The 24156-nt window shown below is 69.6% G+C and carries 27 protein-coding genes; 21 read left to right on the top strand and 6 right to left on the bottom strand.

What is annotated here, in order from left to right; translation table 11 throughout:
- Nucleotides 1-8 precede the first annotated feature (8 nt).
- Entirely contained in the window at nt 9-1250 is a 1242-nt protein-coding gene (locus IG75_RS0105710; RefSeq protein ID WP_345703653.1) for an RNA polymerase sigma factor, read from the bottom strand.
- On the bottom strand, nt 1247-1642 hold the full coding sequence (locus IG75_RS0105705; protein WP_030520098.1) for a YciI family protein: 396 nt from the start codon (nt 1640-1642) through the stop codon (nt 1247-1249). Before IG75_RS0105705 ends, IG75_RS0105710 begins: the two co-directional genes overlap by 4 nt.
- Nucleotides 1643-1770: 128 nt before the next feature.
- Between IG75_RS0105705 and IG75_RS0105695 the strand changes: the two genes are divergently transcribed.
- From IG75_RS0105695 to IG75_RS0105610, 18 genes are all read left to right on the top strand, one after another.
- A complete protein-coding gene (locus IG75_RS0105695) occupies nt 1771-2139 on the top strand; it encodes a hydrogenase maturation nickel metallochaperone HypA/HybF (RefSeq protein WP_030520097.1) in 369 nt (122 codons plus the stop codon).
- Complete coding sequence (hypB, locus tag IG75_RS0105690) at nt 2103-2978, top strand: hydrogenase nickel incorporation protein HypB (protein WP_051714253.1); 876 nt, start codon at nt 2103-2105, stop codon at nt 2976-2978. The genes IG75_RS0105695 and hypB overlap by 37 nt, the downstream gene beginning before the upstream one ends.
- 81 nt (nt 2979-3059) lie before the next feature.
- The gene (locus IG75_RS0105685; protein WP_030520095.1) at nt 3060-4115 is read left to right on the top strand and encodes an NADH-quinone oxidoreductase subunit B family protein; all 1056 of its coding nucleotides are present in this window, start codon (nt 3060-3062) and stop codon (nt 4113-4115) included.
- A 13-nt stretch (nt 4116-4128) separates the two neighbouring features.
- Nucleotides 4129-5925 (top strand): nickel-dependent hydrogenase large subunit, encoded by a 1797-nt coding sequence (locus tag IG75_RS0105680; RefSeq protein WP_030520094.1) that lies wholly within the window; start codon nt 4129-4131, stop codon nt 5923-5925.
- 27 nt (nt 5926-5952) lie between these two features.
- Nucleotides 5953-6867, top strand: coding sequence for a NifU family protein (locus tag IG75_RS0105675; protein ID WP_030520093.1), 915 nt, complete (start codon nt 5953-5955; stop codon nt 6865-6867).
- Complete coding sequence (locus IG75_RS0105670) at nt 6864-7493, top strand: DUF5947 family protein (protein WP_030520092.1); 630 nt, start codon at nt 6864-6866, stop codon at nt 7491-7493. The genes IG75_RS0105675 and IG75_RS0105670 overlap by 4 nt, the downstream gene beginning before the upstream one ends.
- Nucleotides 7490-8137, top strand: coding sequence for a DUF6084 family protein (locus IG75_RS0105665; RefSeq protein WP_030520091.1), 648 nt, complete (start codon nt 7490-7492; stop codon nt 8135-8137). The genes IG75_RS0105670 and IG75_RS0105665 overlap by 4 nt, the downstream gene beginning before the upstream one ends.
- Nucleotides 8134-9459, top strand: coding sequence for a hypothetical protein (locus tag IG75_RS0105660; protein ID WP_030520090.1), 1326 nt, complete (start codon nt 8134-8136; stop codon nt 9457-9459). Before IG75_RS0105665 ends, IG75_RS0105660 begins: the two co-directional genes overlap by 4 nt.
- A 13-nt stretch (nt 9460-9472) precedes the next feature.
- Nucleotides 9473-9592 carry a DUF6893 family small protein gene (locus IG75_RS40860; RefSeq protein ID WP_373863719.1) on the top strand — a complete coding sequence of 40 codons (120 nt, stop codon included), beginning with the start codon at nt 9473-9475 and terminating at the stop codon, nt 9590-9592.
- A 22-nt stretch (nt 9593-9614) separates the two neighbouring features.
- Nucleotides 9615-9932, top strand: coding sequence for a hypothetical protein (locus tag IG75_RS0105650; RefSeq protein ID WP_051714252.1), 318 nt, complete (start codon nt 9615-9617; stop codon nt 9930-9932).
- Nucleotides 9892-10410 carry a hydrogenase maturation protease gene (locus IG75_RS0105645; protein ID WP_051714250.1) on the top strand — a complete coding sequence of 173 codons (519 nt, stop codon included), beginning with the start codon at nt 9892-9894 and terminating at the stop codon, nt 10408-10410. The genes IG75_RS0105650 and IG75_RS0105645 overlap by 41 nt, the downstream gene beginning before the upstream one ends.
- A gap of 3 nt (nt 10411-10413) precedes the next feature.
- Nucleotides 10414-10656, top strand: coding sequence for a HypC/HybG/HupF family hydrogenase formation chaperone (locus IG75_RS0105640; RefSeq protein WP_030520087.1), 243 nt, complete (start codon nt 10414-10416; stop codon nt 10654-10656).
- Complete coding sequence (hypF, locus tag IG75_RS0105635) at nt 10653-12923, top strand: carbamoyltransferase HypF (protein WP_030520086.1); 2271 nt, start codon at nt 10653-10655, stop codon at nt 12921-12923. The genes IG75_RS0105640 and hypF overlap by 4 nt, the downstream gene beginning before the upstream one ends.
- A 19-nt stretch (nt 12924-12942) precedes the next feature.
- Entirely contained in the window at nt 12943-13266 is a 324-nt protein-coding gene (locus IG75_RS0105630) for a HypC/HybG/HupF family hydrogenase formation chaperone (RefSeq protein ID WP_030520085.1), read from the top strand.
- A complete protein-coding gene (gene hypD, locus IG75_RS0105625) occupies nt 13263-14375 on the top strand; it encodes a hydrogenase formation protein HypD (protein WP_030520084.1) in 1113 nt (370 codons plus the stop codon). Before IG75_RS0105630 ends, hypD begins: the two co-directional genes overlap by 4 nt.
- Entirely contained in the window at nt 14368-15447 is a 1080-nt protein-coding gene (hypE, locus tag IG75_RS0105620; protein WP_030520083.1) for a hydrogenase expression/formation protein HypE, read from the top strand. Before hypD ends, hypE begins: the two co-directional genes overlap by 8 nt.
- Before the next feature lie 93 nt (nt 15448-15540).
- Nucleotides 15541-16602: a Nickel transporter NicT gene (nicT, locus tag IG75_RS0105615; protein ID WP_210436781.1), complete on the top strand. Its 1062-nt coding sequence runs from the start codon at nt 15541-15543 to the stop codon at nt 16600-16602.
- Nucleotides 16599-17375: a DUF6390 family protein gene (locus tag IG75_RS0105610; RefSeq protein ID WP_030520081.1), complete on the top strand. Its 777-nt coding sequence runs from the start codon at nt 16599-16601 to the stop codon at nt 17373-17375. Before nicT ends, IG75_RS0105610 begins: the two co-directional genes overlap by 4 nt.
- On the opposite strand, the gene IG75_RS0105605 is transcribed toward IG75_RS0105610, so the two are convergent.
- The gene (locus tag IG75_RS0105605) at nt 17345-18682 is read right to left on the bottom strand and encodes an MFS transporter (protein ID WP_030520080.1); all 1338 of its coding nucleotides are present in this window, start codon (nt 18680-18682) and stop codon (nt 17345-17347) included. The two genes, IG75_RS0105610 and IG75_RS0105605, sit on opposite strands and share 31 nt — an antisense overlap.
- Between IG75_RS0105605 and IG75_RS0105600 the strand changes: the two genes are divergently transcribed.
- Nucleotides 18676-19077 (top strand): ArsR/SmtB family transcription factor, encoded by a 402-nt coding sequence (locus IG75_RS0105600; protein ID WP_245713073.1) that lies wholly within the window; start codon nt 18676-18678, stop codon nt 19075-19077. The two genes, IG75_RS0105605 and IG75_RS0105600, sit on opposite strands and share 7 nt — an antisense overlap.
- Before the next feature lie 46 nt (nt 19078-19123).
- On the opposite strand, the gene IG75_RS0105595 is transcribed toward IG75_RS0105600, so the two are convergent.
- The gene (locus IG75_RS0105595; RefSeq protein ID WP_030520078.1) at nt 19124-19486 is read right to left on the bottom strand and encodes an ArsR/SmtB family transcription factor; all 363 of its coding nucleotides are present in this window, start codon (nt 19484-19486) and stop codon (nt 19124-19126) included.
- A 93-nt stretch (nt 19487-19579) separates the two neighbouring features.
- On the opposite strand from IG75_RS0105595, the gene IG75_RS0105590 reads away from it, so the two are divergent.
- Complete coding sequence (locus tag IG75_RS0105590; protein WP_030520077.1) at nt 19580-21556, top strand: heavy metal translocating P-type ATPase; 1977 nt, start codon at nt 19580-19582, stop codon at nt 21554-21556.
- A 103-nt stretch (nt 21557-21659) separates the two neighbouring features.
- Here the strand turns inward: IG75_RS0105590 and IG75_RS0105585 are convergent, their stop codons facing one another.
- On the bottom strand, nt 21660-22634 hold the full coding sequence (locus tag IG75_RS0105585) for an acyl-CoA thioesterase (protein ID WP_051714391.1): 975 nt from the start codon (nt 22632-22634) through the stop codon (nt 21660-21662).
- Between the two features lie 341 nt (nt 22635-22975).
- Between IG75_RS0105585 and IG75_RS0105580 the strand changes: the two genes are divergently transcribed.
- Nucleotides 22976-23149, top strand: a complete 174-nt coding sequence (locus IG75_RS0105580; protein ID WP_030520075.1) for a CsbD family protein — start codon at nt 22976-22978, stop codon at nt 23147-23149.
- Nucleotides 23150-23258: 109 nt separating this feature from the next.
- On the opposite strand, the gene yczE is transcribed toward IG75_RS0105580, so the two are convergent.
- Nucleotides 23259-23930, bottom strand: a complete 672-nt coding sequence (gene yczE / locus IG75_RS0105575) for a membrane protein YczE (RefSeq protein ID WP_051714248.1) — start codon at nt 23928-23930, stop codon at nt 23259-23261.
- Nucleotides 23931-24156: the final 226 nt, after the last annotated feature.

Raw genomic sequence — 24156 nt, 5'->3', positions numbered from 1 at the left:
ACCGGACGTCATATCAGTCGCGCGAGTCCGGCATTGAGGTATCGCTGTTCGGGCAGGCTCGTGGTGAGTGTGGCCGCGCGGCGGTAGTTCTCCGCTGCGGCGGGCAGGTCACCGGCCATCTCGAGCAGGTGGGCACGCACCGCGTAGAGGCGGTGGTGCCGGCGCATCGCAGGGTCGTCGAGTAACGGTTGGGTGAGCCGCAGCCCCAGGTCGGCGCCACCCGCCATGGCCACCGCGACTGCCCGGTTGAGGGTCACTGCGGGACTCGGTGCCACCCGGTCGAGCATGGCGTAGAGCACGCAGATCTGCGGCCAGTCGGTGCTCGCCCAGGTCGGTGCCTCCGCGTGTACCGCCGCTATTGCCGCTTCCAGCTGGTAGCGCCCGATATGACCACGGGGGAGCACGTTTTCGAGCAGGGCGATACCCTCCGCGATGGCGTGATGATCCCAGCGGTCGCGGTCCTGTTTGGCCATCGGCACCAGCTCGCCATCGGAATCGGTGCGGGCGGCGGCCCGGGCGTGAGTGAGCAGCATGAGCGCCAGCGCGCCGGTCACCTCGTCGTGGTCGGGCACCGCATGGTGCAGTTCCCGTGTCAGACGCAAGGCCTCCTGCGCCGGCCCCGGATCGTGGACGAATGCGCCGGTACTCGCGGTATGGCCGACGGTGAACATCAGATGGCAGACGTCGAGCACTGCGGCCAGCCGTTCCGGTAGGTCTGCGGGTGCCGGCAGTTCGAACCGGGCGCTCGCGGCGCGCAGGGTCGCCCTCGCCCTGGTGAGGCGCTGCGTCATCGTCCGTTCCGGGACGAGAAAGACCGCGGCGATCCGGTCGACCGACAGGCCGGCGACGGCACGCAGGGTCAGCGCCACCTGTGAGGGGCGGGTCAGGCTCGGATGGCAGCAGAGCAGGAACAACCGCAGCGTGTCGTCACCCGGCTCCGGCTCGCTCTCGTCGGCGGGCGGTGCCAGATGGGTGTCGGCGGGGCGCGCCGCCGCGACCGCTTCCTCCCTGCCGATCCGGGACCGGTCGGCCCGCATGTGGTCGATGAGCCGCCGTGCGGCCACCCGGATCAGCCAGGCGCGCGGATTGTCCGGTATCCCGTTGCGCACCCAGTCCGCCGCGGCGGCCTCCGCCGCCTCCTGCGCCGCGTCCTCACAGTCACCGAGGTCACCGTGCCGGCGCAGCAGGGCGGCGAGGAGGTACGGGGCCTCCCGGCGCCATACCTCCGCCATCGCCGGCTGTGAACTCACCGGTCGTCGCCACCGGGCCACATGGTGGGCCGCAACTCCACCGTTTCGCCCGGTCCGGCGAAAACAGTGGCGATCTCCTCGGCGCGCGCGTGGTCCTCCACATCGATCAGGAAGAACCCGGCCAGGTGTTCCTTGGCCTCCGAGTAGGGTCCGTCCCCGGCCACCGACCCACCGTCGGCATTCCATCGGTAGAGGCGTGCGGAGTCGGGTGCGCCCAGGGCTTCGCCGCCGACGAGTTCGCCCTTGTCCCGCATCTCGGCGAGCAGCCGTTCGAAGTCGCCGGATATGCGGTCGCGCTTCTCCTGCGGGAGGTCCTGGAATTCGGCCAGGTAGTCGCCGGTGGGGTGACCCCACGGCTGGGGGTTGGAATGGATCAGAACCACGTATTTCACAACCGACTCCTTCTGCGGGCGTGGATGGACCCTACGACCATCCTCACCGAGAACGTCGGAGCCGGAGCGTTGATGTCTACATCGATCCGGCTTAGCATCCAGTTATCCCTCGACGAGTCGAGATGATGATGCACGAACTGGCGATTGCGCAGAGTGTTGTCGACGCCGTGTGCGACCACGCGGCGGGGCGTGTGGTGTATCGCGTGACCGTCGAGGTGGGTGTGCTGACCGCCGTGGTCCCCGATGCGCTGCGATTCGCCTTCGATATCGCCGCCGAGGGCACCGCCGCGGACGGCGCGAGTCTGGATATCCGGTGCGTACCGGGTGCGGTGCACTGCCGCGCCTGCGGTGCGGACTTCACCGTCACCGAGCTGCTCCTGCTCTGCCCGTGCGGAAGCGCGGATGTAGTGATAGGGGCGGGCCGGGAACTGCGGATCCGCTCGATGGAAGTGAGCCGAGAATGTGCGCAACCTGCGGATGTGGAAACGATACGGTAGGCGTGATCACGGTCGGGCCCGACGGATCGGCCGATCCCGGACACGAACACGGCCGGGACGGGCCGCCGCATACGCACGGTCTCGGCGACGAGCACGGACACGGCGGCCAGGAGCACATACCCGACGGCGGGGCCCCGCACACCCACCCGCCGGCGACCGAGACGGTATCGCTCGAGGAGAAAGTGCTCGCGCGCAACGACCATCTGGCCCAGCACAACCGGGAGTGGCTGCGTGGGCGCGGCATTGTGGCCTTCAATATGACCAGTTCCCCGGGTGCGGGCAAGACCACGCTGCTCGAGCGGACGATCCGCGCGCTGCCCGGTACCCCGATCGCGGTGATCGAGGGAGATCAGGAGACGGTACGCGATGCCGAGCGGATCGCGGCGACCGGAGCCCGGGCGGTGCAGGTCAACACGGGGGCCGGCTGTCATCTGGATGCGGAGATGACGCGCCGGGCACTGCACGCGCTGGATCCGGGGCCCGGCACGTTGCTGTTCATCGAGAACGTCGGCAACCTCGTGTGCCCGGCTCTGTTCGATCTCGGTGAGTCGCGGAAGGTTGTGCTGATCTCGGTGACCGAGGGGACGGACAAACCGCTGAAGTATCCGCATATGTTCGCGGCGGCCGGCTTGGTGCTCGTGAACAAGATCGACCTGCTGCCCTATGTCGATTTCGATCTCGCCGCCTGCACCGACTACGCGCGTGCGGTCAATCCCGGCCTCGAATTCCTCCCCGTCTCGGCGACCACCGGCGCAGGGCTCGACCGCTGGTACGAATGGCTGGCGGAGCAGCGCCGGGCGGCCGCGACGAGTCTTGAGGGTGCCGGACACCCCGTCTAGACTGTTGTGATCAGAGTCACAATCCGTGGTCTATGAGCCGGAACGGCCAGTCCCCGCTTCGACTCCGGAAGGTGGCAGCGTATGCCAACTCAGGAAGCGGTCCGAGCCGAAGAGACCTTGATCCATGTGCTCTGGATCAATGCCGGTCTCAGTTGCGACGGCGATTCGGTGGCGTTGACCGCCGCCACCCAGCCCAGTGTCGAGGAAATCGCCCTCGGCGCCCTCCCCGGTCTTCCGAAAGTCGCGGTGCACTGGCCGCTCATCGATTTCGAGTGCGGTCCCAATGGTGGTGCCGACGATTTCCTCGAATGGTTCTTCCGGGCAGACCGTGGCGAAATCGACCCGTTCGTGCTGGTCGTGGAGGGGTCGATACCGAACGAACAATTGCACGAGGAGGGGTACTGGTGCGGATTCGGCAACGATCCCGCCACCGGCCAGCCCCTCACGACCAGCGAATGGCTGGACCGCCTCGCCCCGAAGGCCACGGCCATCGTGGCGGCCGGGACCTGCGCGACCTACGGCGGTATCCACGCCATGGCCGGTAACCCGACCGGTGCCATGGGTGTGCCCGACTATCTGGGCTGGGACTGGAAGAGCAAGGCCGGAATCCCGATCGTCTGTGTACCCGGCTGCCCCATCCACCCGGACAATCTGTCGGAGACCCTCACCTATCTGCTCTATACGGCCACCGGTCAGGCGCCGATGATCCCGCTCGACGAGGCACTGCGCCCCAAGTGGCTGTTCGGCGCGACCGTGCACGAGGGTTGCGACCGCGCGGGCTACTACGAGGAGGGCGATTTCGCCACCGAGTACGGCTCCCCGAAATGCATCGTGAAACTGGGGTGCTGGGGGCCGGTGGTCAAGTGCAATGTGCCGAAGCGCGGGTGGATCAACGGTGTGGGCGGCTGTCCGAACGTGGGCGGTATCTGCATCGGCTGCACCATGCCCGGCTTCCCCGACAAATTCATGCCGTTCATGGACGAGCCGCCCGGCGGGAAGATTTCCTCCACCGCCTCGGGCCTCTATGGATCGGTGGTCCGCAGCCTTCGCAACATCACCGGTCGTACCGTCGACAAAGAGCCACGCTGGCGGCACAGGGGCGAGAAGCTCGAGACCGGCGCGATCCGAACCTGGTAGGAGGGATCCGGCGATGACACAGATCATCCCCGAGCCGTCGCATCGGACGATCGAACCGGACAGCCTCGTCGAGATGGCGTGGGATCCGATCACCCGCATCGTCGGCAGTCTCGGTATCTACACCAAGATCGATTTCGACAACAAGGAAGTCGTGGAGTGCCACAGCACCTCCTCGATCTTCCGCGGCTATTCCGTGTTCATGCGCGGTAAGGACCCGCGCGACGCCCATTTCATCACCAGCCGTATCTGCGGGATCTGCGGCGACAACCACGCGACCTGCTCCTGCTATTGCCAGAACATGGCCTACGGCGTGCAGCCGCCACATCTGGGCGAGTGGATCGTGAACCTGGGTGAGGCGGCCGAGTACATGTTCGACCACAACATCTTCCAGGAGAACCTGGTCGGGGTGGACTTCTGCGAGAAGATGGTCGCCGAGACCAATCCCGGCGTGCTCGCGGTGGCCGAGCGGACCGAAGCCCCGCACGCGCAGGCACACGGCTACCGCACGATCGCCGACATCATGCGCGCGCTGAACCCGTTCACCGGCGAGTTCTACCGGGAAGCCCTCCAGGTGAGCCGGTACACCCGCGAGATGTTCTGCCTGATGGAAGGCCGGCATGTGCACCCGTCGACGCTGTACCCGGGCGGTCCGGGCACCGTGGCGACGGTCCAGCTGATGACCGATTACATGACCAGGCTGATGCGCTATGTCGAGTTCATGAAGAAGGTCGTGCCGATGCACGACGATCTGTTCGACTTCTTCTACGACGCGATACCCGGCTACGACAAGGTGGGTCTGCGGCGCACACTGCTGGGCTGCTGGGGCTCGTTCCAGGACCCCGAGTTCTGCAACTTCTCCTATGCGGACATGGAGGACTGGGGTCGCAAGATGTTCGTCACCCCGGGCGTGGTGGTCGACGGCAAGCTGCTCACGACCTCCCTGGTCGATATCAACCTGGGCCTGCGGATCCTGCTGGGCAGTTCGTACTACGAGGACTGGACCGACCAGGAGACATTCGTGGCCACCGACCCGCTGGGAAATCCGGTGGACCGGCGGCACCCCTGGAACCAGCACACCAATCCCCGGCCGCAGAAACGCGACCTGGAGGACAAGTACAGCTGGGTCATGTCGCCGCGCTGGTTCGACGGCACCGACCATCTGCCCCTGGACACCGGCGGCGGGCCGCTGGCCCGGCTGTGGTCGACGGCGCTGGCCGAGCTGGTCGATATCGGATACGTGAAGTCCACCGGCCACAGCGTGCAGATCAACCTGCCCAAGACCGCGCTCGCTGGCCCGGTCACGCTGGAATGGAAGATCCCCGCGCACGGCAGCAACACCATCGAACGCGATCGCGCCCGGACCTACTTCCAGGCGTACGCCGCGGCCTGCGCGCTGCACTTCGCGGAGAAGGCGCTCGCGGAGATACGGGCCGGGCACACCAAGACGTGGGAGGAGTTCGAGGTGCCCGAGGAGGGCATCGGGTGTGGTTTCACCGAAGCGGTGCGCGGTGTGCTGTCGCATCACATGGTGATCCGGGACGGGAAGATCGCGAACTACCACCCGTATCCGCCCACCCCGTGGAACGCCAGTCCGCGCGACAGCTACGGCACGCCGGGTCCGTACGAGGACGCGGTGCAGGGCCAGCCGATCTTCGAGGAGAACGACCGCGAGCACTTCAAGGGCATCGACATCATGCGTACCGTCCGCAGTTTCGATCCCTGTCTGCCGTGCGGTGTGCACATGTACCTCGGGAAGGGGCAGAGCCTGCGGAAACTGCATTCGCCGACGCAGACGGCCACACCGGAGTGAATTTGGTACCGGCGACGGGAGAGTGAGGTGAACGCATCCCCGCACGGGCAGGACGACACAACACCTGACGGGCAGCGCTGGCGCGCGGCGGGTGACCGGATCGACACGCTACTGGAGGCCAGTTCGACGGGCGGCGCGGTCGCCCGGGAACGGGCCGAGGAGCTGGTGCGCGAGGTGGCCGGGCTGTACGGCGCGGGACTGGTCCGCGTGGTCGAGCTGCTGGACCCGGGGTCGGTCGAACTCCTGGCCCGCGACGATCTGGTCGCGAGCCTGCTGCTCGTGCACGGGCTGCACCCACACGATGTGGAGGCCAGGGTGCGGTCCGCACTCGACAGTGTGCGGCCGTATCTCGGTTCGCACGGCGGCGATGTCACCCTGGTCGGCATCGTCGACGGGGTGGTCCGCCTGGAACTGACGGGCAGTTGCCGCAGCTGCCCGTCCTCGTCGGTGACCTTGGAACTGGCCGTGGAGGACGCGGTACGGACCGCCGCGCCGGAGATCGAGGCCATCGAAGTCGTGGCCGCGCAACCGGAACCGGCGGGGCTGATCTCCACCGACTCGCTGTTCTCCCGGGTGCGCGCCGACGACCATGCGGCGGGCAGCTGGGTGCCGGTCCCCGAACTGGCCGAACTGGCTGCCGGTGAAGTGGGCGGATTCGCGGTGGCGGGCCTTACGGTGCTGGCCTGCCGGGTGGGTGAGCAACTGTTCGCCTACCGGGACCACTGCCCGGCCTGCGGGCATTCGCTCGCGGGGGCCGCGCTGCACCGGCGGGCCGGATACCCGGTCGGTGACGCCGTCCTGCGCTGTCCGACCTGTCGCGCGCATTTCGATGTCGTCCGGGCCGGTGCGCGTCTCGACGGCGACGGTCATCTCGAACCGCTCCCGGTCCTCGTCCGGTCCGGTGAACTGTCGGTGGCCGTGCCGGTGGGGGTGGCGGGGTGAACACGCCGTCGCGAGTGCTCCGGCGGATCACCGCCGAACGCCCGCCCGCGCCGCGGGTGGGCGAGCGCTGCGAGATGTGCGCCGAGCCGATCGCCGGCGCCCACCAGCACGTCGTGGATATCGAGGGCCGGCAGCTGATGTGCGTGTGCCGCGGGTGCTATCTGCTGTTCGTGGACCAGCAGGCGGCCCTGCGGTACCGGGCGGTGCCCGACCGCTATCTCGCCTTCCCCGGGTTCACGATCGGCCCGGCGGAGTGGGACGCGCTGGACATACCGGTGGGGCTGGCCTTCTTCTTCCACAACTCCGCGGAAGATCGGACCGTGGCCTTCTACCCGGGCCCCGCGGGCGCGACCGAATCGGAACTGCCGCTGGACCGGTGGCATACGATCCTGCGACGGCACCCGGAGCTGGACGTGCTCGCCGCCGATGTCGAGGCCCTGCTGATCCGCGTTCCCGGCAACGATGTCGACCGGGCGAGCTGCCTGCTCCTGCCGATCGACGCGTGCTACGAATTCGTCGGCCGGATGCGCCTGCTGTGGCGCGGTTTCGACGGTGGCCAGGATGTGCGTGACTATCTGGACGAGTTCTTCGCGGCCGCCTCGGCCCGGGCCCGGGACGCGCTATGAGCCCCGTACACTCGACGACGTTCGCGGTGCTGGAGATCGCGCCGCAGCCGTACTCCGCCGCGCCGATTCTGTCCGCCCGGGTCGGTATCGCCTCGCTGGCGGACGAACCCGTCCACGCGATCGCCCTGCGCGCGCAGGTACGGATCCAGCCGTCACGCCGCCGGTACTCCGACGAAGAGGGCGCCGGCCTGACCGACCTGTTCGGCGCGCGTGACCGCTGGCGGGATACCCAGCGATCCTTCCTCTGGATGCACTGCGCCACCATGGTTCCCGGGTTTTCCGGCGGTGCCGAGGTGGATATGCCGATGCCGTGCACCTACGACTTCGAAGTGACCGGATCGAAATACCTGCACGCCCTGCGCGAGGGCTCGGTGCCGTTGCTCTTCCTGTTCAGCGGCACGGTGTTCATCAAGGGCAGCGGTGGCTTCGCCATCCAGCAGATCCCGTGGGACCGCGAGGACACCTTCGATATGCCGGTGGCGGTGTGGCAGGAGCTGATGTCCGCGCATTTCCCCAACACGGGCTGGGTCCGCCTGCACCGGGACACCCTCGACGAGCTGGCCGCCTACAAATCCGGCCACGGCCTGCTGGGTTTCGACGACGCCGTGACCCGGCTGCTGGCGCGCGCGAAGGAGCTGCCGTGACCGCCGAACCGCTGGCCCGGGCCCGCGCCGTCGCCGACGCGGTGCTCTACGAGGGCTATCTGCTCTATCCCTACCGGGCGACCACGCGGAAGAATATGGCGCGCTGGCAGTTCGGGGTGCTGGGACCGCCGGGGGCGGCCGCGGCGGGATTCGGCGAGGAGTCGTCCCTGTCGGCCGGGTTCCTGCTGGATCCGGCTGCGGATCCGGTCCTGACCTGGACTGTCCGGTTCCTCCAGCTCCAGCGGCGGCAGGTGATGGGCGACGACGGCCGGCCGCGCCCTGAACTGTCCGTCGGCGCGCGTTCGTGGATTTCCTGGGACGAGGCCGTCACCCAGGAGATCGTCGTCGGCCCGATGGCCGCGGAATCGCTCGTGCGTCCGCTGACCGTCCCCGCGGGCGTCGATACCGAGGAGATCGCCGACGCCGCGGGCCGGGTGGCCGGGACCCTGGTGCGAACCCGGCAACCGCTCGCCGGTGAATTCGCGCTGGCCGTCGAGCAGGCCGGCGGCTTCCTGCGGCTCACGGCGGAGGTTCGCAATGTGGGTGCCCCCGCGACCGGCAGCCAGGACGCTCTCGCCCGTTCGCTGATCGGCGCGCATATCCTCGGGCAGCTCAGCGGTGGACAGTTCGTCTCTTCGCTGGAACCACCGGCGGCGGCCGCGCCGGCGGTCGGACACTGCGCGTCGCACCGGTGCTTCCCGGTGCTCGCCGGCCCGCCCGGTGATCACAGCCTGCTGCTGATCTCGCCGATCATCCTCTACGACCACCCCGAGATCGCCGCGCAGAGCGCGGGGGAGCTGTTCGATTCCACCGAGATCGACGAGATCCTCACCCTGCGGGTGATGACGATGACCGACACGGAGAAGGCGCAGGCCCGGGCGACCGACCCGCGCGCGGCCGAGATCATCGACCGCTGCGAGGCCGTATCGCCGGAAGCGATGCGGCAACTGCACGGTGTGCTGCGCGAACCGGGTCCCGACCGGCCCCACCCGGTACCGGAGGTCCCGGCGGGGACAGATTGGTGGGACCCGGTGGCCGACGGCGCCGTCCGTCCGGATCGCGACGCGGTGCCGGTGGCGGGTGTGCTGGTGCGCCGGGGCAGCCGGGTCCGGCTGCACCCGTCCCGGCGAGCCGACGCCCAGGATCTGTTCGTCGACGGTGCGCCCGCCCGGGTCGTCTCGGTGCACCAGGACGTGGACGGGGAGTCACACGTCGGGGTCGTGCTGGACGACGACCCCGCGGCCGAACTGCACGAATGGTTCGGCCGATACCTCTATTTCGCGCCCGATGAACTGGAGCCGCTCGACGATCCCGAGAAGTGAAAGGAAGTACGTGATGCAGACGGTGGGAGTTGTCTCGACAGCGGTGGTGGCAGTACTGGCGGCAGCGGGTGTCTACCTCGGTGTGCGCTCGGTACCGGACCTCCGGAGATATCTGAAGATCCGGCATATGTAGCGGCGGATCGGAAGGAGCCAGGATGCAGGACCCGAGAGAAGAACCACAGCAGGAACGCGGCGAGCCGGGCTCGCGCGATACCGGCGCGGACACCGTGGCCGGTGGACGCACCGAACGCGAGCCGGGCGATATCGGCCACGAGGAGGTGACCTCCGCGCACGGCCAGGACGCCGAGCAGGAGGCCGAGTTCACCTCGGAACCGCCCTCCGGTAGCGAACCCGCCGTTCCGCCCTACGAGGAGCGCAAACCGACGGCGAACGAGCCGGAGGAGACGGCGACCGGGAAGGTCGACGACCAGGATGTCGGCGGGGCGACGACGCCGACCGAAGGAAAGGGCTGAGCCGACGGATACCGTGCTGATCGCCGGGATCGGCAATATCTTCCTCGGCGACGACGGTTTCGGACCCGAGGTGGTGCGGCGGCTGCCGGAGCGCCCGGCTTCCGGTGTGCGGGTGGTGGACTACGGCATCCGCGGTATGCACCTGGCCTACGACCTGCTCGCCCCCTGGGACGCGCTGGTGCTGGTCGACGCCGTGCCGGATCGCGGTACGCCGGGACGGATCGAGGTGCTCCGGGCCGAACCCGGCCGCGCCGAGACCGCCGCGCTGGACGCCCACGCCATGGATCCGGCGGCGGTGTTCGCCGGCGTCCGGGCGCTGGGCGGCACCGTGCCCCCGACCGTGGTCGTCGGATGCCAGGTCGAGTCGGTGGACGAGCGGCTCGGGCTGTCCACGCCGGTCGGGGACGCGGTGGACGCGGCCGTGGACACCGTGGGTCGCGTCGTCGCCGAACTGCTCCGCCCACATCAGGAGGTGTGAACCATGTGCCTCGGTATCCCCGGCCGGGTCGTCGCGGTCCCCGACGGCTACTACCGCCAGATCGCCGTGGTGGATGTGTCCGGTGAACAGCGGCGGGTGAACATCGGCCTGCTCGAGGACGATCCGGTGCGGCCCGGTGACTGGGTGGTCATCCATATGGGCTTCGCGGTCGAGAAGACCGACGCGGCCGGCGCGGCCGAGGCGATGGCGGGGTTGCGCCTACTCGGCCGGGGTGAGCAGCCGTGACGGCCGACCGGGCGCGGCGCCGGTTCGTGGTGCGCGGTGTGGTACAGGGTGTCGGGTTCCGGCCGTTCGTCTACACCACCGCGGCGGAGCTGTCGCTGAGCGGCCGGGTGTCCAACGACAGCAGCGGGGTGTTCATCGAAACCGAGGGGACCCCCGCCGACCTCGCGGAGTTCGAACGGCGTCTACGGACCGCCCCGCCGCCGCTGGCCGTGGTGGACTCGATCGAATGCCGGGAGCTACCGGTCCGCGGCGGTACCGGATTCCGGATCGCCGACACCACCGCGGGCGGCGGGCGTACGCTCGCCTCACCCGATATCGCGATCTGCGCGGACTGTGCCGCGGAATTACGCGATCCCGCCGACCGGCGCTACCGCCACCCCTTCGTCAACTGCACGAACTGCGGTCCGCGATTCACCATCATCGCGTCCCTGCCCTACGACCGGGCGCGGACCTCGATGGCCGATTTCCCGATGTGCGAGCGCTGCGCCCGGGAATACCACGATCCCGCCGATCGCCGTTTCCACGCCCAGCCCATCGCCTGCCCGGAGTGCGGCCCCCGCCTGTACTACGCCGGGCCGGGCGGTGGCGAACCGCTCGCCGCCGCCCGTGCGCTGCTGCGCGCCGGCGGCATCCTCGCGGTGAAGGGCGTCGGCGGTTATCACCTGGCCTGCGACGCCACGAACGAGACCGCGGTGGCCGAGTTGCGCCGCCGGAAACGCCGCGGCGGAAAACCTTTCGCCCTCATGGCGCCGGATCTCGCGGTCGCCCGGGGGATCGCCGGGCTCGACGGTGACTCCGCGACACTGCTGACCGGGCCGCAGCGCCCCATCGTGCTGCTCCCGCGGGGTGCCCGGCAGGTCGCCGGATCGGTCGCGCCGGGCAACCCGGATCTCGGTGTGCTGCTGGCCTATACTCCGCTGCACATCCTGCTCTTCGGGCTCCCGGGTGATCCGGCCGGTCCCGATGTGCTGGTGATGACGTCCGGCAACCGCAGCAGCGAACCGATCTGCTATCACGACGCGGACGCCCGGGAGCGCCTCGCCGGGCTGGCCGACGGATGGCTGTGGCACGACCGCCGGATCCTGGTGCCCTGCGACGATTCGGTGGTGCGCGTCGTCGACGGTGCCGAGACACCGGTGCGACGGTCGCGTGGATATGCGCCGCTGCCCCTCGCGTTGCCCGTGCCGGTGGCGCCGACGCTCGCCGTGGGCGCCGATCTGAAGAATGTCTGCGCGGTGGCCGACGGCCGGTACGCCTGGTTGAGCCAGCATGTCGGAGATATGGACGATCTGGCCACGCTGCGGGCCTTCGACGCCACCGAACGGCATCTCCGGGAACTGACCGGTGTGCGCCCCACCCAGCTCGCCGCCGACACCCACCCGGGCTACCGCTCCACAGAGTGGGCGCGCCGCGCCGCCGGCGACCGCCCGGTACGTACCGTGCAGCACCATCACGCGCATATCGCCGCGGTGATGGGGGAGCACGGCCTCGGGCCGTCCGACACCGTGCTGGGAGTCGCGTTCGACGGCACCGGGTTCGGCCCCGACGGCGCGGTCTGGGGTGGGGAGTTCCTGGCCGCCGGGTACAAGGGCTATCGCCGGCTGGCGCATCTGAAATATGTGCCGCTGGCAGGCGGCGATACCAGCGTGCACCGGCCGTACCGGATGGCGCTGGCGCATCTGTGGGCGGCGGGTATCGACTGGCGGCCCGCGATCGCGTCCGTTCGCGCCTGCCCGGCGGCCGAACGCGCGGTGCTGGCCCACCAGTTCGAAACCGGTCTGGGATGTGTGCCGACCTCGAGTATGGGCCGGCTGTTCGACGCGGTGGCCTCGCTGGCCGGGGTCCGCCACACCGTGGACTACGAGGCGCAGGCCGCCATCGAACTCGAAGGTTTATCCCGGCGCGGCGATACGGGCGGCATCGAGTACCGGTTCGCGATCGATGCCGACCGCGACCCGGTGCCGATCGATCCCGCCCCGGTGCTCGCGGCGGTGGTAGCCGATACCGCGGACTCGGTACCGGCCGCGGTGATCGGTGCCCGTTTCCACGCCGCGCTCGCGCGGCTGGTACTGGAGACGGCCCTGGCCCACCCCGGACCGGCCACGACCGTCGCCCTCTCGGGCGGTGTGTTCCAGAACGCGCTGCTGTTGTCGGCCACCCGGCGGCTGCTGCGGGCACACGGTTTCACCGTGCTCACCCACCACCGGCTGCCCCCCAACGACGGCGGTCTCGCGTTCGGTCAGGTGCTCGCGGTGGCCGCGGGCTGAGTGGAGAAGGAGGACGATCATGTGCCTGGCAGTTCCCGGAAAGGTACTCAGCCTCGAGGAGCGCGACGGCACTCTCATGTCGGTCGTCGATTTCGGCGGCGTGCACAAGGACGTATGCCTGCAATACATCCCGGATGCCGCGATCGGCGACTACGTCGTCGTGCATGTGGGGTTCGCCATCAACCGGCTGGACGAGGAATCGGCACTGCGGACTCTGGCCGAATTCGAACACCTCGGTGTGCTGAACGAGGAGTTCGCCGACGGATTCGCCGTCGCGGCCGCGCAGGCGGGAGTGGAGAACCCGGAAGCGCCGCGGCAGCGCGACCCCGAGGAGGAGCCGTGAAATATCTCGACGAATTCAGTGACCCGCAATTGGCGAAGAAACTTCTCGACCGGATCCGCGCCACCACCGACCGCCGGTGGGCGATCATGGAAGTATGTGGCGGCCAGACACATTCGATCATCCGGCACGGAATCGACCAGTTGCTGCCGGACCGGATCGAGATGATCCACGGTCCCGGCTGCCCGGTATGCGTCACCCCGCTGGAGGTTATCGACAAGGCCCTCGAGATCGCCGCCCGGCCGGGGGTGATCTTCTGCTCCTTCGGCGATATGTTGCGGGTTCCGGGCAGCGAGAAGGATCTCTTCCACGTCAAGAGCGAAGGCGGGGACGTCCGGGTGGTCTACTCGCCGTTGGACGCCCTGGAGCTGGCCAAGGCGAACCCGGACCGGCAGGTGGTCTTCTTCGGGATCGGCTTCGAGACCACCGCCCCGGCCAACGCGATGACCGTCTACCAGGCCCAGCGACTCGGTATCGAGAACTTCTCGCTGCTGGTGTCGCATGTGCTGGTACCGCCGGCGATCGCCGCCATCATGGAATCGCCACAGTGCCGGGTACAGGCGTTCCTGCTGGCCGGGCACGTGTGCACGGTGATGGGCACCCAGGAGTATCCGCCGCTGGCCCAGCGCTACCGGGCCCCCATGGTGGTCACCGGCTTCGAACCGCTGGATATCCTCGAGGGCATCCGTCGCACGGTGGCGCAGCTCGAGGCGGGTCGGTACGAAGTGGAGAACGCCTACCCCCGCGCGGTATCGGAGGCGGGGAATCCGGCGGCCAAGGCCATGCTCGACGACGTCTTCGAGGTCACCGACCGGGCGTGGCGGGGGATCGGCGTGATCCCGGACAGTGGGTGGCGGCTGTCGCCGCGGTACCGCGACTACGATGCCGAACACCGGTTCGCGGTGGGCGAACTGCACGCGGCCGAATCGGCGATATGCCGGTCCGGGGAGGTGCTGCAGGGCCTGATCAAACCCAACGAATGCGCCGCGTTCGGCACACAGTGCACACCACGCAACCCGCTGGGCGCCACCATGGTCTCGTCGGAGGGCGCGTGTGCCGCCTACTACCTGTACCGCCGGCTGGACCAGCCCGCGGAGGTGGCCCATGCGTGAGGATCCGATGACCCCGGCGGTGACGATCGATGCCGACGCGTGGGTCTGCCCGATGCCGCTGCGCGACGCGCCGAACATCGTGATGGGGCACGGTGGCGGCGGGGCGATGTCGGGTGAGCTGATCGAGCACCTCTTCCTCCCGGCCTTCGGCGCCGCCGCCGATGCCGGCCTGGGGGATTCCGCGGTCGTTACGGTCGACGGCACTCGCCTGGCCTTCTCCACCGATTCCTTCGTCGTGAAACCGCTCGTGTTCCCCGGCGGCTCGATCGGCGAGCTCGCGGTGAACGGCACCGTCAACGATCTGGCCATGGCCGGTGCGCGACCCCTGGTGCTGTCCACCGCGTTCATTCTCGAAGAGGGCACCGCGCTGTCGGAGATCGCCCACGTGGCCGAGGCACTCGGCACCGCGGCATCGGCGGCCGGTGTCTCCCTGGTGACCGGCGACACCAAGGTCGTCGACGCCGGCCACGGCGACGGCATCTTCATCAACACCGCCGGTATCGGTGTCCTCGCCGACGGCGCCGATATCCGGCCCGAGCGCGCGGCCCCCGGCGATATCGTCGTGGTCAGCGGTGAGATCGGGGTGCACGGTATCGCGGTGATGAGTTGCCGCGAAGGCCTGGAGTTCGGGACGACGGTGCTCAGCGATACCGCGCCACTGGCCGGTCTGGTGGCCGCCATGCTGGAAACCGGTGCCGATCTGCACGTACTGCGCGACCCGACCCGCGGCGGGGTGGCCGCGACGCTGAACGAGATCGCCCGTGCCGCCGGCACGGGCATCGCGCTGGAGGAGACGGCACTGCCGGTACCGGCGGCGGTCCGTGATGCCTGCGGGCTGCTCGGCCTGGACCCGATGTACGTCGCCAACGAAGGCAAACTTGTCGCCTTCGTACCGCCCGCGGACGCGGAACGGGTACTGGCGGCGATGCGCGCCCATCCGCTCGGGGCGCATGCGGCGGTGATCGGCCGCTGTGTCGAGGAGCATCCGGGCATGGTGGTGGCGCGCACCGGGCTCGGCGGTACGCGGGTGGTCGATCTGCCCGCCGGGGAGCAGTTGCCGCGGATCTGTTGACACGGCGGGTCCCCGGGGACCACCGCCCGGAAGGAACGAGGTACACCGACGGTGCGGAAATCGGTGGCGGCCGTGCGCGCGGGATGGTCGGATCTGGACCTCGCGCAGCGCCGCAGTGCGGCCGGGATGATTCTCTCGATCGTCGCCTTACACCTCATCGGCTTCGCGACACTGCTGTTCCTGGTGGTTCCGGGTGGCTATCTGGTGGACGGCGCCGTTTTCGGTGCGGGTCTCGGAATCACCGCCTACACCCTGGGTATGCGGCACGCGTTCGACGCCGACCATATCGCCGCGATCGACAATACGACCCGCAAACTGGTGGCCGAGAACCAGAAACCGCTGTCGGTCGGTTTCTGGTTCTCCCTCGGGCATTCCACCATTGTGTTCGTGCTGGTCGCCCTGCTGGCGGCCGGGGTGAAGGCGCTCGCGGTCAATCTGCAGGACGACAATTCGCGGTTGCAGCGGTGGACCGGCGTTTTCGGTACAGGTGTTTCGGGGACCTTCCTCATCCTGATCGGGTTGCTGAACCTGATGTCGCTGATCGGGATCTGGCGCGTGTTCCGCGGTATGCGGGGCGGGGTGTACGACGAGGCCGAACTCGAACGCCGGCTCGACGACCGCGGCGCACTGAACCGCGTTTTCGGTCCGCTGATGCGCGCGGTGCGCCGGCCCTGGCAGATGTATCCGGTCGGGTTGCTGTTCGGGCTCGGTTTCGACACCGTCACCGAGGTGGGTCTGCTCGTGATCGCCGGTGGCGCGGCGGCCACCGATCTGCCCTGGTATGCGATTCTCGTACTGCCCGTCCTGTTCTCGGCGGGGATGTCGCTGTTCGACGCCCTGGACGGAACGTTCATGAATTTCGCCTACGGCTGGGCGTTCGCGGGCCCGGTTCGCAAGGTCTACTACAACTTCGTGGTCACCGGCCTGTCGGTCGCGGTGGCCCTGTTGATCGGGGCACAGGAGATCATTTCGATCCTGACCGAGAAGCTCGATCTCACCACCGGCCCGCTTGCCTGGATCGGGGCGCTCGATCTCGGGGCGATGGGGTTCATCATCGTCGGTCTCTTCGTTCTGACCTGGGCTGCCGCCGCGGCCGTCTGGCGGTTCGGTGACGTCGAGCAGCGGTGGCGGCGCGGGGTGCCGGTGGACCCGTGAGCACGCCCGCCGACGCCCGCAGCACCCGGGGAACCGAGATGTTCGCCCGGTACGCCTACGCGCCCAACCGGCTCGGCTACTGCGGCCCGGCCGAGATATCGGCCCTGCGCGGCGGCGCCGCGGACCGGGTGCGGGCCGCGGCGCGCCAATTCACCGGGGCCTGGCCCTACCTGCGGGTGATGTCGCGCATGACCGGTATCGCCGATCCGCTCGATCACCGGCTCGTCGAGTCGTACTGGATCGGCGGCGGCGTCGGCGCGGGACTGGATCCGGCGGCATTCGTCACCGAGCTGCTCGCCGTGATCGGCCCGGCCGCGGGACACTATTGGAAGTACCTCGCCGAGGAGTCGCTGGCCGGCGAGGCGGCGGCCAACCACTGCTTCCATGTCTTCGGTGTCTACCCCTGGAGCCGGCTGCTCGATCGCGGCGGGGAGCAACCGATCCGGGTGCTCGACTGCTGTCGGATCAGCTGGGGCACAGTGACGGCCCGGCACGGCGACGAGCTGACGGTGCGACGCCGCCGGCTGCGCTTCGACGAGGGCCGGTTGCTGTTGAGCGAGCCCGCGGCGCTGTCGGTACCCGTGTGGGAGGACGGGTATTCCGCCGTGCCCGACGCGGCTCCGGGGCAGCTCGTCGCCCTGCACTGGGACCGGCTGTGCGGTCCGCTGACTCCGGTACAGGTACGCACGCTGGCCGTGACGACCGCCCGGCAGCTGCGGGTCACGAACCGGAGGCCGGCACATCAGCCGACCGGCGTGGGCCACCGCCGGTGATCGTCGTCGATGACGAAGGTGTGGGTGTGCCGGTAGCTGTTCGCGCCCACCGATACCGCGTCGTGGACATGCCCGGGATCTATCCGGCCGTCGTGGACATGGCCGAGCGCGGCGGGATCGTGCCGGGGCCAGCACCGCATCGCCGCGACCAGACCGGCGCCGGCGACGAGGGCCAGCACGATCCAGGTGGTGGTGAATCCCGTCGAGGTGGCGAGCTGTCCCGCCAGCGGGTAGGTGATCAACCAGCACAGATGTGAGAGCGAGAACTGGGCCGCGAAGAGGGCCGGCCGGTCCTTCGGATGCGCGGAGCGCCGCAGTACCCGCCCGGCGGGAGTGATCGCCATCCCGGTACCGGCGCCGATGACTGCCCAGACCGCGAGGGCGGCGGTCCGGCTCCCGGGCTCGTACAGCGCCATCGTGACCGCCATCGCGATGCCGAGCACAAGGGTCCCCGCCCCGGCGAGCACGATCGAGCGTTCACCGACCCGGTCCAGCACCCGGGGCAGCGCCAGGGCTGCGAGCATCGTGCCGAAACCGTTGGCCGCCAGCAGCACCGCGACATCGGCAGGCGAGCCGCCCAGCACGTCGCGAACGTAGTTGACGGTATTGACCATCACCACCGACCCCACCGCCGCCACCACGAGGTTCACCCCGAGCAGGCCGCGCAGCCGCGGGGTGGCGGCGAAGACCCGCATACCGGCGGCGGTCCGGTCCCATATCCCGGTCACCGCGCGGCGGACGGGATCCGGAATCGCCGTACCCGCGACGAGTATCGCGGAGGCGAGGAAGCCCAGTGCGGTCCCGGCGAACAGCCGGTGGAAATCCAGCACGGTGAGTAGTAGTGCCGCCAGCACCGGGCTGAGCAGGCTCTCCATCGTCGCGGCGAGTTGCGACGCGGACAGCGCCCGGGTGTAGTCGCGTTCGCCGGGCAGGATATCGGGCAGGGTGGCCTGGAAGGCCGGGGTGAATACGGCCGACGCCGTCTGCAGCACCGCGATCGACAGATAGACCTGCCACACCTCGTGCACGAACGGCAGGGTCAGCGCCGCCGCGACGCGTACCAGGTCCAGTGCCACCAGCAACCCTCGTCGCGGCAACCGATCGGCGTAGGCCGCCGCCACCGGGGCGACAGTGACGTACACGGCCATCTTGATCGTCAGCGCGGTGCCGAGGACGAGGCCGGCGTCCGTGCCGGCCAGCTGATAGGCGAGCAGCCCCAGCGCCACGGTGGCCAGACCGGTGCCGCACAGGGCCGATACCTGCGCCGCGAACAGGCGCCGGTAGGCCCGGTGGGCGAATAGTGACAACCCTCGACTCCTCGATCCGTGCCGAGCAGGCAGAATATGTGCTCGTGTACGCACACGATTCTAGTAGCCATTGGTCCGAGCTTCCGCCCCCGGATCTCGTCGATGCCGCATCGACGGCACTGCGGATGCTGTCCGATCCCACCCGGCTGCGGCTGTTGTGGCTACTGAGCGGCGACGACGAACTGGATGTCGGTTCGCTGGCCGACCGGGTTTCGCTGGCCCGGCCGGCGGTTTCGCAACATCTGGCCAAGCTGGAACTGGCCGGGCTGGTGGTCCGGCGGCGGGCCGGCCGGCGCATGCTCTACCGCACCCGGGGTGGCCATGTGCGCCGTCTCCTGGTCGAAACGTTGAACGCCGCCGAACATCGGGTGCGCGGAATACCGGATCACGACTGAGGTCCCGCGCCCACCGGAAGCGCCGGGCTGCTCGTTCCGGCCGGACTCAGCCGGCCGCTTCGGGGCGGTCGGCGAGGCCCAGGCGGAGGTGTTCGCTGTGGTAGATCGCCTCGTCGAGCAGCTGGGCGACATGACTGTCGTAGAGGCTGTAGACGATGCTGCGCCCGCTGCGGGCGCCGGTGACCAGACCCAGGTTGCGCAAAAGCCGTAGCTGGTGCGATACCGCCGACTGCTCCATCCCGACCGCCGTCGCCAGCTCGGTCACCGGAAGGGGTCCCTGGCGCAGTTCGCTCAGGATGAGTAGCCGGCTCGGCGTGGCCAGCGCCTGCAGCGTGGTCGCGACGCGGGCCGCCGCGTCCCCGTCCAATCGCGCGATCGGGCGGTCCCGGCCTTCGACCCCGTGTCCCATAAGCAGACAGCATATCAACCAGCATAAATGAAGACGTCTTCATGTGTTCTGTTATGGTCGGTGGATCGTTCGTTCCCGCTGTGGAGGTGACCTGTGGCCGTTCCGACGCGTCCGCCCACCGATTCGGCGCGCGTGCCCGCCGCGGTGGTCGTGCGCCGGACGAAACTGTTCGAGCTGCCCGAAACCCGGTGGGCGGCAACAGCGGTGGTGCTCTTCGCGGCCGGAGTCGCGACGCAGCTGACCGGCGGTCCGGCCTGGTCGTGGTGGGCGCTGTACCTGGCCTGCTACGCCGCGGGCGGCTGGGAACCCGCCGTGGCCGGTCTGCGCGCGCTGCGGGAGCGGACGCTGGATGTGGATCTGCTGATGGTGGCCGCCGCGCTGGGCGCCGCGGCGATCGGGCAGGTCGGGGACGGCGCGCTGCTGATCGTCATCTTCGCCACCTCGGGCGCGCTGGAGGCCTTCGCGAGTGCCCGGACCGAGGATTCGGTGCGCGGTCTGCTGGATCTGGCGCCGGATACCGCGACCCGGGTCACCGCGGACGACGAGGAGGAGACGGTGCCGGTCGCCGAGCTCGGGATCGGCGATACGGTCGTGGTGCGCCCCGGTGAACGGATCGCCGCCGACGCCACCGTGGTATCCGGCGGAAGCGAGGTCGATCAGGCCACCATCACCGGAGAGCCGCTGCCGGTGGACAGATCCGTCGGCGACGAGGTCTTCGCCGGCACCCTCAACGGCACCGGCGCCCTGTGGATCCGCGTCGACCGCCTGGCGCAGGATTCGGTCGTCGCCCGGATCGCGGCCCTGGTGGAGCAGGCGAGCCGCACCAAGGCCCGCACCCAGCTATTCATCGAAAAGATCGAGCAGCGCTATTCGGTGGCGATGGTGGCCGCCACCCTGGCGATATTCCTGGTGCCCCTGCTGTTCGGTGAGTCGCTGCAGCGGGCGCTGCTGCGCGCGATGACCTTCATGATCGTGGCCTCCCCGTGCGCGGTGGTGCTGGCGACCATGCCCCCGCTGCTGGCCGCCGTCGCGACCGCCGGGCGGCACGGGGTACTCGTCAAATCCGCCGTCGTGATGGAGCGACTCGGGACCACCGACCTGCTCGCGTTCGACAAGACCGGAACCCTGACCCGCGGCGTTCCCGAACTGGTCGAGATACGGTGCACGACCGACTCGTTCGACTCCGACGAGGTCCTGCGGCTCGCGGCGGCCGTGGAACGGCCCAGCGAACACCCGCTCGCCGCGTCCATCGTCCGGGCCGCTCGCGCGCGCGGGCTCGACGTGCCCGCGGCCGGCGAATTCGCCGCCGAACCGGGTCGCGGAGTGAGCGCCCGCGTCGGCGCCCACCGCGTCGGGGTCGGATCGCCGGCGGCGGAGGCCGTGCCCGGCGCGGATACCGAGACGGCCGGGGCCGCGGTCGCGGCCCTGCAGGCGCGGGGTTGCACCGCGGTCGTGGTGACCTGCGATCACCGGCCGATCGGCGTCCTCGCTCTCGCCGACGAGATGCGCCCGGAAGCCACCGCCGCGGTCGCGGCGGCGCGGCAGCTGACCGGGGCGAACCCGGTGCTGCTGACCGGCGACAATCGGGTGGCCGCCGAGCGTTTGGCCGCCCGGGTCGGCATCACCGACTTCCGGGCCGAGTTGCTGCCCGCGGACAAGGTCGCCGCCGTCCGGCAGTTGCGGGCCGGTGGCGCCGCGGTGACGGTGGTGGGCGACGGGGTCAACGACGCGCCCGCCCTCGCCGCCGCGCACGCCGGTATCGCCATGGGCGGCGCGGGTTCGGACCTGACGCTGCGGACCGCCGATGCCGTGGTGGTCCGCGACGATCTCACCGCCATCCCCGCGGTGCTCGCGCTGGCCCGGCGGGCCCGGCGCATCGTGGTCGCGAATCTGGTGATCGCCGCGTCCTTCATCGCGGTGCTGGTGGTGTGGGACCTGGTGGGCACCCTGCCGCTACCCCTCGGCGTCGCGGGACACGAAGGCTCCACGATCATCGTGGGTCTCAACGGCCTGCGCCTGCTGCGCGGCGCCGCCTGGCGGCGAGCGATGGGAGCCGGCCCGGCCACCTGACCGGTGGCCGCCGCCCGCGCTGCCGGCGGATCGCCGTCCCTCCGCGCTTCGCCGGTAAGTACACACACTCCGACCCGGTTCGGTAACGCGGGCCCGGCCGGACTCAGCCCGGAAGCGGCGCGCGGAAATGGCTGGGCTCGGCGTCGGCCGGTAGATCGGCGGCGGTGGCGAACGGTTCGACCTCGGCGCGCAGGTCCACGAGGTGACGGGCATGGGCCGCCAGGGACCGGTCCTCGTCGGAGACCGGTGTCCACTGCTGGATGGGTCGCGCCTTGCCGGCGGCGTCCACCGCCACGACCACTGCCAGACCGTGCGCGGCGAGAGCCGGTTCGTCGGAATGCGGATCGGTCGCGGTCACGTGCACGCTGATGTGCATACTGCGCGGGCCGGTATGGATCAGCCGTGCGGTGACCTCCACGATATGGCCGATGACGATCGGCCGGTAGAAGCGGATCCCACCGAAATAGGAGGTGATCACATGCTGGCCGGCCCAATCGGCGCCGCAGACATAGGCGGCCTCGTCGATCCACCCCATCGTGCGGCCGCCGTGCACCTTGCCGCCCCAGTTGATATCCGAGGGGGCCGCCAGAAACCGTAGCGTCGCACTCGGGGCGGTGGAGGCGGCGGTGTAGCGCTGCGTGGCCATGGCCTCCTCGATGCGCTTGCGGACCGAGATCCGGGCCCGGGCCTGCCGGTGGCGCTGCAATTCGAGAATCGTGGCCGGTTCCCACTGGGGTACCGCGACCGTCCGCCGCGCCTCGTCGACGGCGACGAAGATGGTGAGGCACTGCGCCGTCTGGACCGGTTTCTGCCGGGTGGGGTCGGTCGAGTAGACGCTGACCAGAATATGCATGCTCGTCCGGCCGGTGTGGACGAGGTTCGCGTGCAACTCGACCAGTTCGCCGACCGCGATCGGCCGGTCGAGGTGGATATTGCCCACATAGGCGGTGACGCAGTAACGGCCGCTCCACTGGGCCGCCGCGGCATAGGCGACCTTGTCGATCCATTCGAGGAGCTTGCCGCCGTCCACCGCGCCCGCGATACCCGCGTCGGCGGGTTTGACGAGGAAGCGGTGGATCGCCTCGGACCGTCTACCGGACGCGGCCGGGGTCGGGAGGGGGTCGATGGTTGTGGCGTTCACGGGCCTGCCGATCTGCTCGGGTGGTGGGGAGGTACGGGTCCCGACTCCGTTGTCGTCGGAGCAGAATAGGCAGGTGCGGCGCTACGGGCGAGTAGGACACCGCCCGCGGCCGGGAACCCGGCGTTTCGCCCGCTGTACGCAGGTCCCGGCGGGATACACGGGCGGCGCGGTGTCCCGGGAAGTGGCGGGGGCGCGTGTTTGAGGGGGCGAACGGTGGTTATTCGCCGGACGATCGGCCGGACCGCCGGCCGGTCGCATCCGACGAGAGGGGACAGGCGATGAGTGCGAAGGACAAGCTCGACAACAAAGCCGAAGATCTCGCCGGTCAGGCCAAGGAAAAGCTCGGGAAGGCCACCGGCGACGAGGAGACGAAGAACGAAGGCAAGGCCGACCAGACCAAGTCCAACCTGAAGGACGCGGGTGAGAAGGTGAAGGACGCCTTCCGCGACTGATCGAGCCTCCGAACGGGCGACGCCGGGACACCGGCGTCGCCCGTCCGGTATCCGGACCGGGCCGGAGCCGCGGCTCCGGCGCGCGGACGCGGTGGTGGATCACCCGGGGTCACGCGCCGGAGGGGACCGGCCCGTCCTCGCTCCCCGCGGGCCCGGGAACCGCCTCCGCGTCCGGCGACCGCCGGGGCGACGGGGTGTCGAATCCGGGTAACCGGCCGGCCACCAGTGGGATCATGAGCTGGATGAGGGGTCCGATGGCGACCGCGTAGACCACGGTGCCGAGACCGACGCTGCCGCCGAGTAGCCAGCCGGTGCTCAGGACCGCCACCTCGAGAATCGTCCGGACCCGGCGGATGGGCCATCCGGTCCGGCGGGCGAGCCCCGTCATCAGACCGTCGCGCGGACCCGGCCCCAGCCCCGCGCCGATGTACAGCACACTGGCCAGGGCGTTGAGTACGACCGCGAGCACCATCGCGCCCACCCGGACCGGCATCGACTCCCAGTGCGGGAGCAGCCAGAGCCCCGCGTCGACCGAGACACCGACCAGGACCACGTTGCTCACCGTGCCCACACCGGGCCACTGCCGTAGTGGAATCCAGGCCAGTAATACCACCGCGCCGGTCAGTACGGTCACCGTGCCGAAGCTCATCGGCACCTGCCGGGTGATTCCCTGATGGAAGACGTCCCATGGGTCCAAACCGACTGCGGCGCGGATCATCACGGCCATCGAGAAGCCGTACAGCCAGAGCCCGGCGAACAGTGCGGTGAGACGTCCGATCACGGCACGAGCCTTCCTGTATCTGGCCCCTTCGTACAGAGCCACCTGCGCACGACTGGATACTTTCCTGGCCGAGTGAGTGGCTTGCGGCATTCCTTCCGCCGGGCCGATCCGGGTAGGCCGGCGGCGCGCCGGGTAGGTGACCACATCGCGGAGGGTCTCCGCGGCACCCACTTCCCCTGTGGTCTGGGCTGAACCATGTTCGGCGGATGCCGCACCGTTCCCGCGT

The organism is Nocardia rhamnosiphila NBRC 108938, from assembly GCF_000720425.1.
In the GTDB taxonomy this organism is placed as follows: Bacteria; Actinomycetota; Actinomycetes; order Mycobacteriales; family Mycobacteriaceae; genus Nocardia; species Nocardia rhamnosiphila.
The sequence above is the reverse complement of the archived record's forward strand: the minus strand, read 5'-3'. Positions and strand labels throughout refer to the sequence as shown.